Raw genomic sequence first — 15547 nt, forward strand, 5'->3', positions numbered from 1 at the left:
ATGACTTCGTAGCCAAAATGCCTCACTACAGCACTATAGATGCGCATTTTTGCAACTTATTCAACGTGTAAATTTTCAAATAAAATCAATACCTTGAATACAATCCGCATTGACAAACAATTCAAAAATGGAATATCTACTCCATTTACAGAGCTAATGCTTTCTTTTATCATGATCGAAAGCGAATTCACGTGGATGCAATCCGCGCCTGCTGGATTCACTTCAAGTCACGTTGATTTTTCAGCCCGCCCCCTTCCGGACGGGCTATTTTTTTGCCAATTTCAGGCAGCCATCCTCATAAAATCCAATAATCATAAGCATTTCATAACATTGATGCTTTTTTGCAACACACTCCAAAGCCACACACCACCACAGTAACAATCCTGACAATTCAGCAACTTACAACAAACAAAATCGAATTTCATACTGCGCAAAACACAACATGAGTTGCTTGATAGCAACACAATTCGGCAGGTGAAGTTGCATTTTCACAACCCAGCCAATAGCATTTGCTCACATTCCTAAACCTAAAAAAGGATGACTTGACCATGAAAAAGAGTCTGATCGCCCTGCTGGTAGCCACCCTGCCGGCTGCCGCATTCGCCGACGTAACCATCTACGGCAAACTCAAAGGCGGCGTTGAATACAACGACAACGGCGTTACCAAGCAAACCAACATCGACGACCTGGGTTCCCGTATCGGCTTCAAGGGTACTGAAGATCTGGGCAACGGCCTGAAGACCATCTGGCAAGTTGAAACCGGCTTCGCTGTTGACGGCAACAAGGATCAATACGGCAAGTCCAGCAGCGGCACCTTCGCTAACCGTAATTCCTTCATTGGCCTGCAAGGCGGCTTCGGTACCGTGCGCCTGGGTAACGTGTCCAACTTCCTGGACAGCGATATGGGCACTGTTGATACTTGGGAATACAACAGCGACGCGCTGGGCCTGAGCATCTTCACTCGTGACGGCGTTCGTCTGAAGAATTCCGTACGCTACGACCTGCCGGCCGTAGTTCCGGGCCTGACCGCCGCCATCCAGTACGGTACCAAGGAAGACAAGACCACCGGTTCGCAAGACCGCGAAACTTCCGTTGTTGGCCTGGGCTACGAAAACAGCGGCTTCTTCGGCAAGTACGCTTACACTCATCAATCCAAGGCAAGCTCCGGCGTTAACACCCCGGTTACCGTCCTGGGCGTAAGCACCACCGTTTACACCCAAACCTCTTACCAAGCTAACGACAAGCATCGCCTGGAAGTTGGTTACAACGCCAACAACCTGTTCGTAGGCTTGGGCTACCAACAAGAGAAGGGTGGCTACGACATCATCGGCAGCAGCTGGGCCGGTCTGGTTGGCGAGTCCGCTCCGGCAGGCTACAAGATCACCGATCAAGTGAAGACCCAAGAGTACGCGTTGACCGCTGCTTACACCTTCGGTGCCATCACTCCGAAATTCACCTACGCTCACGGCAACAACGTGAAGGTGAACGGCGTATCCATCGACAACACCAAGTACGATCAATACGTTCTGGGTGCTGACTACGCCATCTCCAAGCGCACCACCTTCGGCGCTCAATACGGCCAGATCGCCGTTAAGGGCAACGGCAACAAGGATCTGAAGTCCTTCGGCCTGAACATGGTTCACGCCTTCTAATTCAACGGTTCGACGCAAGAACCTGCGAACTTAGACGCAAAAAGACCCGCTTCGGCGGGTCTTTTTTCATGTCCGTTTCAAATGGATGAATAGAACAATCCTAGCGGCCAGCACCGCACAATCGCATGCCCCTTCCCTGCTAGCGGATCAATTCCAAATCCAATAGATAAAGAAAAGCCCGCCGCAAGCGACGGGGTTTTCAGCTGAAAAACGGATATTCAGAACGGCAGCTGGTAAACCGGGTTGCGGGTATCCGCCCCTTCCTGACGTATCCGCTCCAGCTCGGCCCTCAACGCGGACAGCAGCCATTGCTCGCGCATCTTGTCGCCTTCCGGGTGCTCGGCCAGCGTGCGATACAGCGCCATGCCGTGCATCGTAGTCATCATGGTGAGCAGGGTGGCGAAGAAGCCGGTGGAGATCGCGTAGCGCGGAAACAGCGAGGCCATCATCGCTACGAAGCGGTCGCGGAAATAGGTGCTGGAGCTGCCCAGGAAGATGTCGCGCAGATCCGGCGTGGTGCGCGCCGCCATCAGCAGCTCCAGCAGCACGATGTGGCGCGGCGACATCACCAGCGCCTTCATCAGCGCGATGATGCGCTCCTCCTCGGACATGCCGGCCGGCAATTGCGCCGCCAACGCGAGCGCGGACTCGAAGATGTCGTCCACCACCTTGCGCCCCACCGGCTGCATCAGCTCGTTCTTGGTGGCGAAGTGGCGGAACAGCGCGCCTTGCGAAACGCCGGCGCGGCCGCAGATCAGTTGCACGCTGGTGCCGTGGTAGCCGCTCTCCATCAGGCATTCGATCGCCGCCTCCACCAGTTTGCCTATGGTGGACTCCCTGCGGCTTTGCTGTGTTCGTCTAGTTTGCATCTATTGTTTTATCATTTATCGGCCCGAGCCCAGCGCATGATACGCGAAAGCGCATGCCCAAGCGAGGGCGGGCACATTCTAAGAACAAGCAAGACACGCCAACGGCAAGGCGCTCCTCTCTCTCCCAACAGCCGCGCCAGGCGCGGCCGCTCCAGCAATACTACCAAATCCCGGCGGTCTGCATGCAACTGGCAACACGGCTCCGCGCCACGCATCAGCGCTTTGTCGCGGCGACGCCCCATCCTGCGCGCCATCAAGCATTATCTCCGTCCGAGACGAGTGCGGCTTTGCTCTGGCGCAAACCCAAAAAAGAAAGAGACCACTCTGTTTATAAAACGGAGTGGTCTATTTTTACTCGATAAATCGTTTATTTCAAGCCAACACTAGCGAAATTGACCCGTCCATAAGGATTAACAATGTAGCCCGTCACCTCCTTGCGCGCCAAGCCATAGGCGATCGGATGCGCCAGCGGCAGCCACAACGCCTGCTCATGGATGGCGTGCTGGGCGGCTTGATACAATTTGGCTCTGGCCTTGAAATCGCTGGTTTTCTTGCCGTCGGCGATCAGCTTGTCCAGCTTGCCGTCGCAATAACGGGCGAAATTGGTGCCGGACTGCACCGCGGCGCAGGAAAACTGCGGCGTCAGGAAATTGTCCGGATCGCCGTTGTCGCCGGCCCAGCCCATGAACAGCATCTCGTGCTCGCCGGCCTTGCCGCGCTTGATCAGCTCGCCCCACTCCAGCACCTTGATCTGCAGCCGTACGCCCACCTTGGCCAAATCGGCCTGCAACAGCTCCGCGCCGGCCTTGGGATTGGGGTTCAGCGTGCTGCCGCTGGGGCGCACCCACACCGAAACGTCGAATCCATTGGGATAGCCGGCCTGGGCCAGCAGCTTCTTCGCCTGCGCCGGATCATAGGCATAGGGCTTGATGGTCTTGTCGTAGCTCCAGGTATTGGGCGGATAGACCAGACTGGCGGCGCCGGCGGCATTGCCGAATACCGTCTTCAAATAACTGGCCTTGTCGAAGGCGAGATTGATCGCCTGACGCACCTGTGGGTTGTCCAACGGCTTCTTCTGGCTGTTGAAGGCGACGAAGGCGGTCATGAAGGCCGGCGTCTGCGACACCTGCAGCTTGCCGTCCGCCTTGGCCGCCTGCACATCCTGCGGCTTGGGCGACAGCGCGATCTGGCATTCGCCGGCGCGCAGCTTCTGCAGCCGCACATTGGAATCCGGGGTGATCGCGTACACCAGCGCTAATACTTTGGGCTTGGCGCCGAAATAGCCCGGATTGGGCGCGTAGCGCACCAAGGCGTCCTTGGCGAAGCTCTTGAACACGAAAGGCCCGGTGCCGACAGGCTTGCTGTTGAGTTCGCCGGTCTTGCCGGCGGCCAGCAGCTGCGACATGTATTCGGCGGAATAGATGGAAGCGAAGCCCATGGTCAGGCTGGACAGGAAGGTGGCTTCCGGATAATTCAGCTCGAAGCGCACCGTCAGCGGATCGAGCTTGCGCACCGCCTTGATCAGCTTGGGAAACTGCATCGCCTGCGCATGCGGATAGCCGGCCGGCGCGGTCTTGTACCAGGGATTGTCGGGGTTCAGCATCCGGTCGAAGGTGAACGCCACATCGTCGGCGTTCAGCTTGCGCGTCGGCTTGAAGTAGTCGGTATTGTGGAAACCGACGTTGGGCCGCAGGTGGAAGGTGTAGTTCAAGCCATCCGCGCTCACCTCCCAGCTGCTGGCCAGGCCCGGCTGCAGCTTGCCGGCGGCGGCGTCGTACTCCACCAGGCGGTTCATCAATATGTCGGCGGAAGCGTTGGTGGTGACCAGCGAGTTGTACTGCACCACGTCGAAGCCTTCCGGGTTGGCGTCGGTGCATACGGTCAGGGGCTTGGCCGCGACAGCGGCCATCGGCAGCAGGGCCGCCAACGCGGCGGCGCTCAATGTCTTCATCTCATTCTCCTTGCCGCAGGCCGGAACATGCCGCCTGCATTACCGGCATAGGGTAAGCGAAGAATGCCTCGAATCCAACGATTTAATCCACATATTGATATAAAGACGCCGTCCATGGCGGCCGCTGTCCGCTGAGGAAACAGGATGATCGGCGGCCTCCCTCGCCTCCCCCGCTATCGACAGCGCTAGAACAGGCGCTGCAGAAACTCCTGGGCGGACAAGGCCGGGCTGCACAGATAGCCCTGGTATTCCTGGCAGCCGCGCTCGGCCAGCCACGCCAGCTGCGCTTCGGTTTCCACGCCTTCCGCCACCATGTTCAATCCCATCATCCGGCACAGTGTCGTGATCAGTTCGGCGATGGCCGGCTTGTCGTCCAGGTCGGCGATGAAGGAACGGTCTATCTTCAGCGAGGTCAGCGGGTAGCGCTGCAGATAGGCCAGATTGGAATAGCCGGTGCCGAAATCGTCCACCGCGATGCGCAGCCCCAGCGCGCGCAGGGCCTGCAAGGTGTGCATGGTTTGCTCATCGTGCCCCAGCAGCACCGATTCGGTGATCTCCAGCTCCAGCTTGTCCGGCTGGCAGCCGCTGTCGGCCAGTATCTGCTCCACCAGGCCGGGCAGGCCGGGATCGACAAACTGGCTGGCGGACAGGTTGACCGACACCAGCAAGTCCAGCCCCCGGTCGCGCCACTGGCGCTGCTGGCGCGCGGCCTGAACCAGGATCTGCCGGCCCAGTTCCATCACCATGCCGCAGTCTTCGCAGATGGGAATGAAGCTGTCCGGCATCAACAGGCCGCGCAAGGGATGGCGCCAGCGCGCCAGGGCCTCGGCGCCGACCACCTGTCCGCTGGCGATGTCCACCCGCGGCTGGAAGTAGGCGACGAATTCGCCGTGCTCCAGGCCCCGGCGGATATCGTTCTCCAGCGCCAGCTGCGCCTGGCTGCGCGCCTCCAGCGCCGGCGTGAAGAACATCAGGTTGTTGCGTCCCGCGTCCTTGGCGGCGTACATCGCCAGATCGGCGTGGCGCATCATCTGCTCCAGGTCCAGCGTCCGGCCCTCGCACACGCTGACGCCGATGGACGCCGACACGCCGACGTCCATGCCCTCCAGCCGCATCGGCACCGCCAGCGCCTGCAGGATGCGGCGCCCCAGCGCCTCCGCCTGCTCCGCCACCTGCGGCGCGCTCAGCATCACCAGGAACTCGTCGCCGCCCAGCCTAGCGGCCTTCTCCTCATGGCCAAGCAGGCCGACCAGCCGCCCGGCCATCCGGATCAGCAGCTCGTCGCCGCAGGCGTGGCCGAGCGAATCGTTGACGTTCTTGAAGCGGTCCAGGTCGATGAACATCAGCGCCACCTGGCGGCCATTGCGCAGCGCCTGCTGCAGATGGGGCAGCAACTCGCTGCGGATGCCGTTGCGGTTGGGCAAGCCGGTGAGCACGTCGTGGTTGGCCAGGAAGCTGGCGCGCGCCTCGGCGTGCTTGAGATCGGTGATGTCCACCTCGCTGACCAGCAGCGCGTCCTGCCCGGTGACGGCGTCGCGGCAGGCGCGGGCCGACACCTCGTGCCAGCGCATGCCCTCCCGGGTATTGACCCGCGCCAGCAGCCGCGACTCGCCGCAGGCGGCCACGCCCTGCCGCAGTTGCTGCCAATCGCTGTCGTGGACGAAATGCTGGCGCCAGCCTTCTCCGGCCACCGCCAGCTGCTCGCGCGAGGCCGGGTTGCGATACAGCGCGCGGCCCTCGCCGTCGTAAAGCGTGATCAGCACCGAGGTGTGCAACAGCGCCTCCGTGCTGCGCAGGGACGCCGGGTCGGCGCTGAGGCTGTTCTGCGCCTCGCAGAACATCAGCATCCGGCCATTCACCCGTATGCCGCGGAACTTCACCTTGAGCACGCAGGGCCGGCCATTGGGATACAGCGTCCAGCTTTCCACGAAACAGCTGCCTTCGCGTTCGAAGTCCTGCTGGTACTGGGCCAGCCGTTGCGCCACCGACACCGACATATCCTGCGACATGTCGCGCGCCTGCAACTCCAGCAGGCTAGCCGCGCCCCACACCTGCAGCCCGGCCTCGTTGGCCCAGAACACCCGCTTGTGGTCGATATCGAAAATCCACACCGGCAAGCTCAAGGCCTCCAGCAGCTCCAGGTCGCCCCCCTGCCAGCAAAGTACGCTTCTTATCGGCATGTCCGCCGCTAACCTTTTATTTATTCATCAAAAAAGCGCCGCGCGACTGCCATCGCGAGCGCCCGCCATTGTAACAAACACGTCTCATTTCCTGACGCGTTTTTTGCTCATCGCGAAATCCGGCTCAAGCGATCGGCGCCCGCCTTCCCGTCCCGCAATGAAAAACAGGGCTCGCGCCCTGTTTTCTGGATTGGCGACCGCGCCCTCAGGCGGCCTGTTTATGGGCGAACAACCTGGCCATGCTGTGGTGATGCGGATGCCCATGGCTGAGATCCAGCGCGAACTCCTCCTGGTAAGCCAGAGGCGTCAATCCGGAGAACTGCTCGCGCAACTCGCCCGGTTGGTAGTAGTGGCGGACATAAGCCGCGGTTTCGCTGACGCCCCCGCCCGTTCCGGCGCAGCCTGGGTCATCCACCATGAACACCGCGGCGAACAGATAGCCGCCCGGCTCCAGCCCCGCCATCATCGCCTGGGCCAGCCGCTCGCCGGCGGCCGCATCGACATGATCCAGCGCGGTATAGGCGATGATGATGCGGTAGCGCTGCGGCTCGATTTCCAGCTCGGTCAGGTTGACCACCTTGCCGCTGACGTCCAGCCGCCGCCGATCAGCCTGCTCGCCCATCTTGGACACGGCCTCGGACGACTCATCCACGCCGAACATGGAGAATCCGCGGTTCGCCAGGTACAAGGCGTTGCGGCCCTGGCCGCAAGCCAGGTCCAGCCCCCTGCCGCCGCCGCCCACGCCATATTTCTCCAGAAAATACATCAGCGACAGCGCCGGCCTGTCGCCATAAAAGGAATCGTTTCCGCGATAAAAAGCATCAAAATTAGCGACGCACATTTTCACTCACTCCCGCTTGCTTCCTGCCCCAAATATGCGCCTGCGCGTCGTTCCCGCCAGGCGGCTTTGCATCCCTCTTAGTGATAGTTCGAACGTGAACGTATGACTACTTAGTTATTATTTCTAAGTATTTACCCTTATACATTTATCAGACATAAAAAAACCGCCGGCAAAAACCGGCGGGTTGAGGCGGAGCCGGCCAGGCCGGCAGGCGTTTACGCGTAGTTTTCCATGCCCGGGCAGCTGCATACCACGTTGCGGTCGCCGTAGACATCGTCAATGCGGTTCACGCTCGGCCAGAACTTGTTCTCCAGCACGTAAGGCAGCGGGAACAGGCCCTGTTCGCGGCTGTACGGGCGGTTCCAGTCGCCGGCGATGTCGGCCTTGCTGTGCGGCGCGTTGACGAGCGGATTGTTGTCCGCAGGCCATGCGCCGCTTTGCACCTGGTCGATCTCGGCGCGGATGGAAGCCATCGCCGCGATGAAGCGATCCAGCTCGGCCTTGGGCTCGGATTCGGTCGGCTCGATCATCAGCGTGCCCGGCACCGGGAAGCTCATGGTCGGCGCGTGGAAGCCGTAGTCCATCAGCCGTTTTGCCACGTCCACCTCCGTCACGCCAGAAGCGGCCTTCAGCGGGCGCAGATCGATGATGCACTCGTGGGCGACACGGCCATTGGCGCCGGTGTACAGCACCGGGAAATGCTCGGCCAGGCGAGTGGCCAGATAGTTGGCCGACAGCAGCGCGTTCTCCGTCGCCTGCTTCATGCCCTCGGCACCCATCATCGCGATGTACATGTAAGAGATCGGCAGGATGGAAGCCGAGCCGAACGGCGCGGCCGAGACCGCGGTCTGCCCTTCCACCGCGCCCGGCACCGGCGCCACCACATGATTGGCGATGAACGGCGCCAAATGCGCCTTCAGGCCGATCGGGCCCATGCCCGGCCCGCCGCCGCCGTGCGGGATGCAGAAGGTCTTGTGCAGGTTCATGTGCGACACGTCGGCGCCGATGTCGGCCGGGCGGGTCAGGCCCACCTGGGCGTTGAGGTTGGCGCCGTCCATGTACACCTGGCCGCCGTGGGCGTGGACGATCTCGCAGATCTGTTTGATGCCCTGCTCGAACACGCCGTGGGTGGACGGATAGGTGATCATCAGCGCGGCCAGATTGGCGGCGTGCTGTTCGGCCTTGGCCTTCAGGTCGGCGACGTCGACATTGCCGGCCTCGTCGCACTTCACCACCACCACCTGCATATTCATCATCTGCGCGGTGGCCGGGTTGGTGCCGTGCGCCGATTGCGGAATCAGGCAGATGTCGCGGTGGCCCTCGCCGCGCGACTCATGGTAGCGGCTGATGGCCAACAGGCCGGCGTATTCGCCCTGGGCGCCGGAGTTGGGCTGCATCGAGATCGCGTCGAAGCCGGTGATCGCCTTCAACTGCGTCTGCAGGCCTTCGATCAGCTGCAGATAGCCGACAGTCTGCTCGCGCGGCGCGAACGGGTGCATATTGGCGAATTCCGGCCAGGTGATCGGAATCATCTCGCTGGTGGCGTTCAGCTTCATGGTGCAGCTGCCCAGCGAGATCATCGAGTGATTCATCGCCAGGTCGCGGTTTTCCAGCTTCTTCATATAGCGCAGCATCTCGTGCTCGCTATGGTGGGTGTTGAACACCGGGTGGGTCAGGATGGCCGACTCGCGCTTGAGCGCGGCCGGGATCGCGTCCTGGGCGGCGGCGTCCAAGGCGGCGATGTCGGCCGGCTTGCCGGTGAACAGCTCGATCAGCTTGGCCAGATCCGCCTCGGTGGCGGCCTCGTGGAAAGCCACGCCCAGCACGGTCTTGCCGACGCGGCGCAGATTGTAGCCGGCGGCCAGCGCCGCGGCGTAGATGGCATCGGCCTTGGGCGCGTCCACCTGCACGGTGTCGAAGAAGCGGTCGAACGCCAGCTTGCCGCCGGCCTCTTTCACCGCGTGGGCGAAGATGGCGGCCAGCCGATGGATGCGGGCGGCGATGCGCCGCACCCCTTCCGCGCCGTGGTAAACGGCATACAGGCCGGCGATATTGGCCAGCAACACCTGGCTGGTACAGATATTGGAGTTGGCCTTCTCGCGGCGGATATGCTGCTCGCGGGTCTGCAGCGCCATGCGCAGCGCGGTCTTGCCCTTGGCGTCGATGGACACGCCGATGATGCGGCCCGGCGCCGAGCGTTTCATCTCGTCCTTGAACGCGAAGTAAGCCGCGTGCGGGCCGCCGAAGCCCATCGGCACGCCGAAGCGCTGGGTGTTGCCCAGCGCGATGTCGGCGCCCATTTCCGCCGGCGACTTCAGCGCCACCAGCGCCATCACGTCGGCGGCGACGGCGACCACGCCGCCCTTGGCCTTGATCGCCGCGATGTGCGGGGTCAGGTCGATCAGGTCGCCGGCTTCGCCCGGATACTGGAAGAGCGCGCCGAAGTAATCGCCGTTGCCGGCCTCTTCCGGATGGCCTTGCACCAGCTCGAAGCCGAAGTACTTGGCGCGGGTCTTCATCACGTCCAGCGTCTGCGGCAGCACGCGGCTGTCGACGAAGAAGCTGACGGACTTGGACTTGGAGACGCGCTTGGCCATCGCCATCGCTTCGGCGGCGGCAGTGGCCTCGTCCAGCAGGGACGCGTTGGCCATTTCCAGGCCGGTCAGGTCGATCACCATCTGCTGGAAGTTCAGCAACGATTCCAGACGGCCTTGGGCGATCTCGGCCTGATACGGGGTATAGGCGGTGTACCAGCCCGGATTTTCCAGCACATTGCGCAGGATGACCGTAGGGGTCAGCACCGGGTAGTAACCCAGGCCGATGAAGGACTTGTTGACCACGTTCTTGCTTGCTACCGCCTTCAGCGCGGCCAGCGCCTCCGCTTCCGGCTGCGGCGACGGCAGATCCAGGCGGCGGTTCAGGCGGATGTCGGCCGGCAAGGTCTGGTCGACCAGCGCGTCGATGGACGGCACGCCGACGGCGGCCAGCATCTCGGCGCGCTCGGCGTCGGACGGGCCAATGTGGCGGGCGAGGAATTCGTGGCGATTGAAGAGTTCGGAGAGCGACATGCTTGGGACTTCCTTCTTTGCGGCGGCCTGCGCGAGGCCGCGCCGGGAAAAACAACGCCCCGGCGTCTTGCGACGGCGGGGCGGTCAGGCTATCAGGCGCCGATTTCCTTGGCGTAGGCGGCGGCGTCCATCAGGCCATCCAGATCCGTGGCGTTGGCCGGCTTGATCTTGAAGAACCAGCCGTCGCCGTACGGATCGCTGTTGGCCAGTTCCGGCTCGCCTTCCAGTTCCTCGTTGACGGCCAGCACTTCGCCGGCGATCGGACAGTAGACGTCGGAAGCGGCCTTCACCGACTCCACCACGCCGGCCTGCTCATCCTTGGCCAGATGCGCGCCGACTTTCGGCAGCTCGACGAAGACGATGTCGCCCAGCAATTCCTGCGCGTGCGCGGTGATGCCCACGGTGACGGAACCGTCGGCTTCCAGGCGCAGCCACTCGTGGCTGTCGACGTATTTCAGTTCGGCGGGAATGTTGCTCATCTTGAAGTTCTCCAGCTTAAGATCAGATCAATGGTGACGGCAGTCGCCTCGAGGCGCTGCCCGATTATTCGAAAACTTTCTTGCCGTTGCGGACAAAAGGCATCTTCACCACGCGCACATCGGTCAGCGTGCCGCGCAGGTCCACCTGGGCGGCGGCGCCGGTGGCGGCCGGCACCCGGGCGATGGCGATCGAGTGCTTCAGCGTCGGCGAGAAGGTGCCGCTGGTGATCACGCCTTCGCCGACGCCCTCCACCACCACCTTCAGGCCTTCGCGCAGCACGCCGCGGCCTTCCAGCACCAGGCCCACCTGCTTCATCTTCACGCCGGCGGCCTTTTGCGCTTCCAGCGCCTCGCGGCCGTTGAACTTGCGCTCGGCCGGCTCCCAGGCGATGGTCCAGCCCATGCCGGCTTCCAGCGGCGACACGGTCTCGTCCATGTCGTGGCCGTACAGATTCATGCCGGCCTCCAGGCGCAGCGTGTCGCGCGCGCCCAGGCCGATCGGCGACACGCCGACGGCTTGCAATTGATTGAAGAAGGCGATGGCCTGGTCGGCCGGCACCATGATTTCCAGCCCGTCTTCGCCGGTATAGCCGGTGCGGGCGTAGAACCACTCGCCCTGCGGCAGGCCCTGGAATACTTTCAGCGCGCGGATGGCTTCGGCCAGCTCCGGCTTGATGGAACAGACTTTTTCAATCGCCTTGGGGCCCTGCACCGCCAGCATCGCCAGATCGCGGCGCACCTTGAGCGCCACGTCGAAGCCGGCCTTCTGGGCTTCCATCCAGGCCAGGTCTTTCTCGGTGGTGCCGGCGTTGACCACCATGCGGTAGCCGTAAGCAGTGAGATAAACGATCAGGTCGTCGACGACGGTGCCTTCCGGGGTCAGCATGCCGGAATACAGCGCCTTGCCCTCGAAGCCGAGCTTGGACACGTCGTTGGCGATCAGTTTTTGCAGCCAGGCTTTGGCGTCGGAACCGGTGATGTCGATCACCGTCATGTGGGAGACGTCGAACATGCCGGCGTCGCTGCGGACGATTTCGTGCTCTTTCAGCTGGGAACCGTAATGGATGGGCATTTCCCAACCGGCGAAATCGACCATCTTGGCGCCGGCGGCGAGGTGGGCTTCATACAGCGGAGTACGTTTCGGGGCCGTCATGGCGCGGTTCCTTCGAGCAAAGTGTGGATATCCTCTATCAACCACACCCCTCTGTCCCTGCACCTGAGATTTTCCGGCCGGATAAGCCGTTAGCCCCTTCGGTGGGCGTCGCGCGGACGCCGCTCTCCAGATTGCGCGAACCGGCTGCCGCCGGCCCGATGATACAGTCCTTTTGCCTGAGCGATTGCGGGTGCGCTTGCGCCTTCGGCGGCGGCCGAAAAGCCGCTCTCTCCTGTATGATCCGGCGATTATGGTGTCAATATCCGGGCCTTGGCAAGCCAATATTATTTCTATATCAAACAGTCTGAATAAATGTTTTTCAAGGAAAAAAACCGCTCATTTTCATACGTCGAAATGGTTCGAAAACGAAAAAGCGCAGGCTGTCGCGCTGCGCTTTTTCACTGATCGGCACGCCGGTCAATCTGCGGCAAACCGCTCCTTCAACTGCCAGACATAGATGGGCAGGCCCATCAGCAACAGCAGCATGCCCCACATCACGATGTCGGCGCCGGAGCCGTACAGCGCCCACAGCGAGTAGACGAAGCCGATGCCGGCGAAGAAACCGGGCGCGATGTAATCCTTGGCCGTGAACTCCTTGCCGCGCATCAGCATGATGGCGATCAGCGCCATCGAGCAGAACGCGTACGGCAGCAGCGTGGTGGCGGTGGCCAGCAGGATGATGAACTCGAAGATCTTCACTCCGCTGTCGCCGCCGGCATACTTCATCGCCATCAGAATGGTGACCAGCGCGCTGGACAGCACCAGGCCGAAGATGGGCACGCCGGCCGCGTTGCGCTGGTCGAAACGGCGGGGAAACAGGCCATCCTTGGCCGCGGCCGCCGGCACGTGCGCCTGCATCAGGCTCCAGCCGTTGAGCGCGCCGAAGCAGGACACCACCGCGCCGAAGCCCACCAGCCAGTAGCCCCAGTCGCCCCACATCAGCTTGGCCGCGTCGGCGAACGGCGCCTGCGAAGCGGCCAGCACATCGGCCGGCATCAGGCCCATCAGCGACACCGTGGACAGGATGTAGAGCACGGTGGCCAGCAGGGTGCCGATCACGGTGGCCCGCGGAATGGTCTTCTCCGGCTCCACTACGTCGCCGGCCGGCACCGACGCCGACTCCAGGCCGAGGAAGGCCCACAATGTCAGCGCCATCGTCGCCGACAGAGAGGACAACAGGGGCTTGTTGTGCGGGTTGAACGCCAGATTGTCCGGCTGAAAATGGAAGAAGCCGATGAAGGTGACCGCAGCCAGCGGCAGCAGCTTCAGCAGCGTGGTCACCACCGCCACCACGCCGGAGCTGCGCGCGCCGCGGCTGTTGATCCAGGTGACGATCCAGATCAGGCCGATGGCGACGGCGCCGGCCAGCGGCTCGTTGTGCCCCAGCACCGGGAAGAACACCTGCATATAGCTGGTGGCCGCCACCGCCAGCGCGGCGTTGCCGGCCCACAGCGCGATCCAGTAGCCCCAGGCGATCCAGAAGCCGGCGAAATCGCCGAAACCCGCGTGGATGTAAGCGTACGGCCCGCCTTCGCGCGGCAGGATGGCCGACAGGCGGGCGAACACCAGCGCCAGGCAGATGGCGCCGCAGGAGGTCACCAGCCAACCCAGCATCGACACGCCGCCGAACGGCGCCAACGAGGCCGGCAGCAGGAAAACGCCGGAGCCTATCATATTGCCCACCACTAGGGCGGTGCACATCCAGACTCCGAGCGAGCCCTTCTTCTTAGTGGAACTGTTTTCGTTCAAACCTGGCTCTCCGTGGGAACGAAAGCATCGCGCGCCGGGGTGGCCGCACCCGGCGTCAGACATGCGGAAAAGGTCAAAACCGCATCGGCAAGCCTATGGGCCATGGCTTCAAGATAGCCGAAGCCGGGACTCTCGGCTGCGCCGCAGCCGGGTGCGGCCTGCCGCCGCGCCAAAAAAAGGGCGCATTAAAACACAGTTTTGACGTAAAAACATGTCGCATTGACGATTTTTTTCAACAAAAAACCGCTAGCGGACAGATGCCTATGTCATCCGCATGAAAAGTCATCAGGAATGAGGGAGTTGCAGCGGGCCGGCCGGCACGCGGCGCAGTGACCAATTCGCCACCGCCCAGCACCACAGCTCGTCCAGGCTCTCGCAACCGGCCGGCGGAGCATGGCCCAGCAGCTCGAGCGTCGCGCCGAGCTGCCGCGCGGCGTCGCGGGTCGATATCGCCGGCGCCAGCGTCTGCTTGGACAATTTTTCGCCGGCCGCGTTGGTCAGCACCGGCAGGTGGCAATAACCGGGCGCGGGCAGGCCAAGCGCGTCGTAAACCGCCAGCTGGCGAGGTGTGGACACCAGCAGATCCGCGCCGCGGACGATGTCGGTGACGCCCTGATCGGCGTCGTCGACCACCACCGCGAGCTGATAGGCCCAGAAGCCGTCGGCGCGCAGCAACACGAAGTCGCCGATGTCGCGCGCCAGGTCCTGCCGATACGCGCCCTGCAGCCTGTCGTCCACCACCCGCTCCCCTCCGGCCACGGCCAAGCGCCAGGCCCGGCCCAAGCGGCCGTCGGGGCAGCCGCGCCGGCAGGTGCCCGGGTAAACATAGCCATCCAGGCCGCGCCGGGCATGCGCGGCGATTTCCTTGCGGGTGCAGCAGCAGGCGTAGGCATGGCCGGCAGCGGCCAACCGTTCCAGCGCGGCGCGGTACAAGCCATGGCGGCGGCTCTGGTATGCCACCTCGCCGTCCCACTCGAAACCGAAAGCCTCCAGCGTGCGCAGGATATCGTCGGCCGCGCCCGGCACCTCGCGCGGAGGATCCAGATCCTCCATCCGCAGCAGCCATTCGCCGCCGCGGCTGCGCGCTTCCAGGTAGCTGCCGACGGCGGTGCTGAGCGAACCCGCGTGCAGCAGACCGGTGGGACTAGGGGCGAAACGGCCCCGGTAGATCGGATTGGACATCTTGAGGGATTTGCCGGAGCGTCAGAAAGGGAATTTATCGCTAAAATAACGATTATCCCGAATCACGATCCAGCTTTACTGAGGATACACGAATGGCGTACGTTGTAACCGATGCCTGTATCAAATGCAAATACACCGACTGCGTGGAAGTCTGCCCGGTCGACTGCTTCCGCGAAGGCCCCAACTTCCTGGCGATCGATCCGGACGAGTGCATAGACTGCTCGCTATGCGTGCCCGAGTGCCCCGTCAGCGCCATCTACGCGGAAGACGACGTGCCCAAGGGCCAGGAAGGATTCATCGCGCTCAACGCGGAGCTGGCCAAGCGCTGGCCAAGCATCGTCGAGCGCGTCGATCCGCTGCCCGACCACGCCGACTGGGCCGACGTGAAGGACAAGCTGCCCCATTTGGAGCGCTGATCCGCAT

Annotated in this window: 11 protein-coding genes and 2 riboswitches; of the genes, 2 read left to right on the forward strand and 9 right to left on the reverse strand. The window is 62.6% G+C overall.

The annotated features are described in order from the left end of the window. The first annotated feature begins 548 nt into the window (after positions 1 to 548). A complete protein-coding gene (locus ACY3GB_RS07710) occupies positions 549 to 1652 on the forward strand; it encodes a porin (protein ID WP_463088238.1) in 1104 nt (367 codons plus the stop codon). Positions 1653 to 1870: 218 nt separating this feature from the next. Here ACY3GB_RS07710 and ACY3GB_RS07715 read toward each other — a convergent pair whose 3' ends face one another. The 9 genes from ACY3GB_RS07715 to gluQRS all read right to left on the reverse strand — a co-directional run bounded on the left by ACY3GB_RS07715 (position 1871) and on the right by gluQRS (position 15112). Continuing rightward, positions 1871 to 2521: a TetR/AcrR family transcriptional regulator gene (locus ACY3GB_RS07715; protein ID WP_463088239.1), complete on the reverse strand. Its 651-nt coding sequence runs from the start codon at positions 2519 to 2521 to the stop codon at positions 1871 to 1873. A 367-nt stretch (positions 2522 to 2888) separates the two neighbouring features. Beyond that, on the reverse strand, positions 2889 to 4472 hold the full coding sequence (locus ACY3GB_RS07720) for an ABC transporter substrate-binding protein (protein ID WP_463088240.1): 1584 nt from the start codon (positions 4470 to 4472) through the stop codon (positions 2889 to 2891). Between the two features lie 185 nt (positions 4473 to 4657). Beyond that, positions 4658 to 6652 carry a putative bifunctional diguanylate cyclase/phosphodiesterase gene (locus tag ACY3GB_RS07725; protein ID WP_463088241.1) on the reverse strand — a complete coding sequence of 665 codons (1995 nt, stop codon included), beginning with the start codon at positions 6650 to 6652 and terminating at the stop codon, positions 4658 to 4660. Positions 6653 to 6857: 205 nt separating this feature from the next. Beyond that, positions 6858 to 7418, reverse strand: coding sequence for a class I SAM-dependent methyltransferase (locus ACY3GB_RS07730; RefSeq protein ID WP_463088242.1), 561 nt, complete (start codon positions 7416 to 7418; stop codon positions 6858 to 6860). A 290-nt stretch (positions 7419 to 7708) separates the two neighbouring features. Further along, positions 7709 to 10561, reverse strand: coding sequence for an aminomethyl-transferring glycine dehydrogenase (gene gcvP / locus ACY3GB_RS07735; RefSeq protein ID WP_463088243.1), 2853 nt, complete (start codon positions 10559 to 10561; stop codon positions 7709 to 7711). Between the two features lie 92 nt (positions 10562 to 10653). Beyond that, positions 10654 to 11040: a glycine cleavage system protein GcvH gene (gcvH, locus tag ACY3GB_RS07740; protein ID WP_463088244.1), complete on the reverse strand. Its 387-nt coding sequence runs from the start codon at positions 11038 to 11040 to the stop codon at positions 10654 to 10656. 64 nt (positions 11041 to 11104) lie between these two features. Next, the gene (gcvT, locus tag ACY3GB_RS07745) at positions 11105 to 12193 is read right to left on the reverse strand and encodes a glycine cleavage system aminomethyltransferase GcvT (protein WP_463088245.1); all 1089 of its coding nucleotides are present in this window, start codon (positions 12191 to 12193) and stop codon (positions 11105 to 11107) included. A gap of 41 nt (positions 12194 to 12234) precedes the next feature. Continuing rightward, positions 12235 to 12333, reverse strand: a riboswitch (glycine riboswitch). A gap of 14 nt (positions 12334 to 12347) precedes the next feature. Further along, a riboswitch (glycine riboswitch) is annotated at positions 12348 to 12438 on the reverse strand. Positions 12439 to 12610: 172 nt separating this feature from the next. Further along, positions 12611 to 13894 (reverse strand): amino acid permease, encoded by a 1284-nt coding sequence (locus tag ACY3GB_RS07750; RefSeq protein ID WP_463088246.1) that lies wholly within the window; start codon positions 13892 to 13894, stop codon positions 12611 to 12613. Between the two features lie 333 nt (positions 13895 to 14227). Further along, positions 14228 to 15112 carry a tRNA glutamyl-Q(34) synthetase GluQRS gene (gene gluQRS / locus ACY3GB_RS07755; RefSeq protein WP_463090925.1) on the reverse strand — a complete coding sequence of 295 codons (885 nt, stop codon included), beginning with the start codon at positions 15110 to 15112 and terminating at the stop codon, positions 14228 to 14230. 104 nt (positions 15113 to 15216) lie between these two features. Between gluQRS and fdxA the strand changes: the two genes are divergently transcribed. Then, the gene (gene fdxA / locus ACY3GB_RS07760) at positions 15217 to 15540 is read left to right on the forward strand and encodes a ferredoxin FdxA (RefSeq protein WP_463088247.1); all 324 of its coding nucleotides are present in this window, start codon (positions 15217 to 15219) and stop codon (positions 15538 to 15540) included. The last annotated feature ends 7 nt before the right edge of the window (positions 15541 to 15547 follow it).

This window comes from Chromobacterium sp. Ag138 (assembly GCF_055181315.1).

What these genes read in the sequence shown, in the direction of transcription:
- ACY3GB_RS07710 (WP_463088238.1), top strand. Translation starts at nt 549, where the DNA reads ATGAAAAAGAGTCTGATCGCCCTGCTGGTAGCCACCCTGCCGGCTGCC.
- ACY3GB_RS07715 (WP_463088239.1), bottom strand. Translation starts at nt 2,521, where the DNA reads ATGCAAACTAGACGAACACAGCAAAGCCGCAGGGAGTCCACCATAGGC.
- ACY3GB_RS07720 (WP_463088240.1), bottom strand. Translation starts at nt 4,472, where the DNA reads ATGAAGACATTGAGCGCCGCCGCGTTGGCGGCCCTGCTGCCGATGGCC.
- ACY3GB_RS07725 (WP_463088241.1), bottom strand. Translation starts at nt 6,652, where the DNA reads ATGCCGATAAGAAGCGTACTTTGCTGGCAGGGGGGCGACCTGGAGCTG.
- ACY3GB_RS07730 (WP_463088242.1), bottom strand. Translation starts at nt 7,418, where the DNA reads ATGTATTTTCTGGAGAAATATGGCGTGGGCGGCGGCGGCAGGGGGCTG.
- gcvP (WP_463088243.1), bottom strand. Translation starts at nt 10,561, where the DNA reads ATGTCGCTCTCCGAACTCTTCAATCGCCACGAATTCCTCGCCCGCCAC.
- gcvH (WP_463088244.1), bottom strand. Translation starts at nt 11,040, where the DNA reads ATGAGCAACATTCCCGCCGAACTGAAATACGTCGACAGCCACGAGTGG.
- gcvT (WP_463088245.1), bottom strand. Translation starts at nt 12,193, where the DNA reads ATGACGGCCCCGAAACGTACTCCGCTGTATGAAGCCCACCTCGCCGCC.
- ACY3GB_RS07750 (WP_463088246.1), bottom strand. Translation starts at nt 13,894, where the DNA reads ATGTGCACCGCCCTAGTGGTGGGCAATATGATAGGCTCCGGCGTTTTC.
- fdxA (WP_463088247.1), top strand. Translation starts at nt 15,217, where the DNA reads ATGGCGTACGTTGTAACCGATGCCTGTATCAAATGCAAATACACCGAC.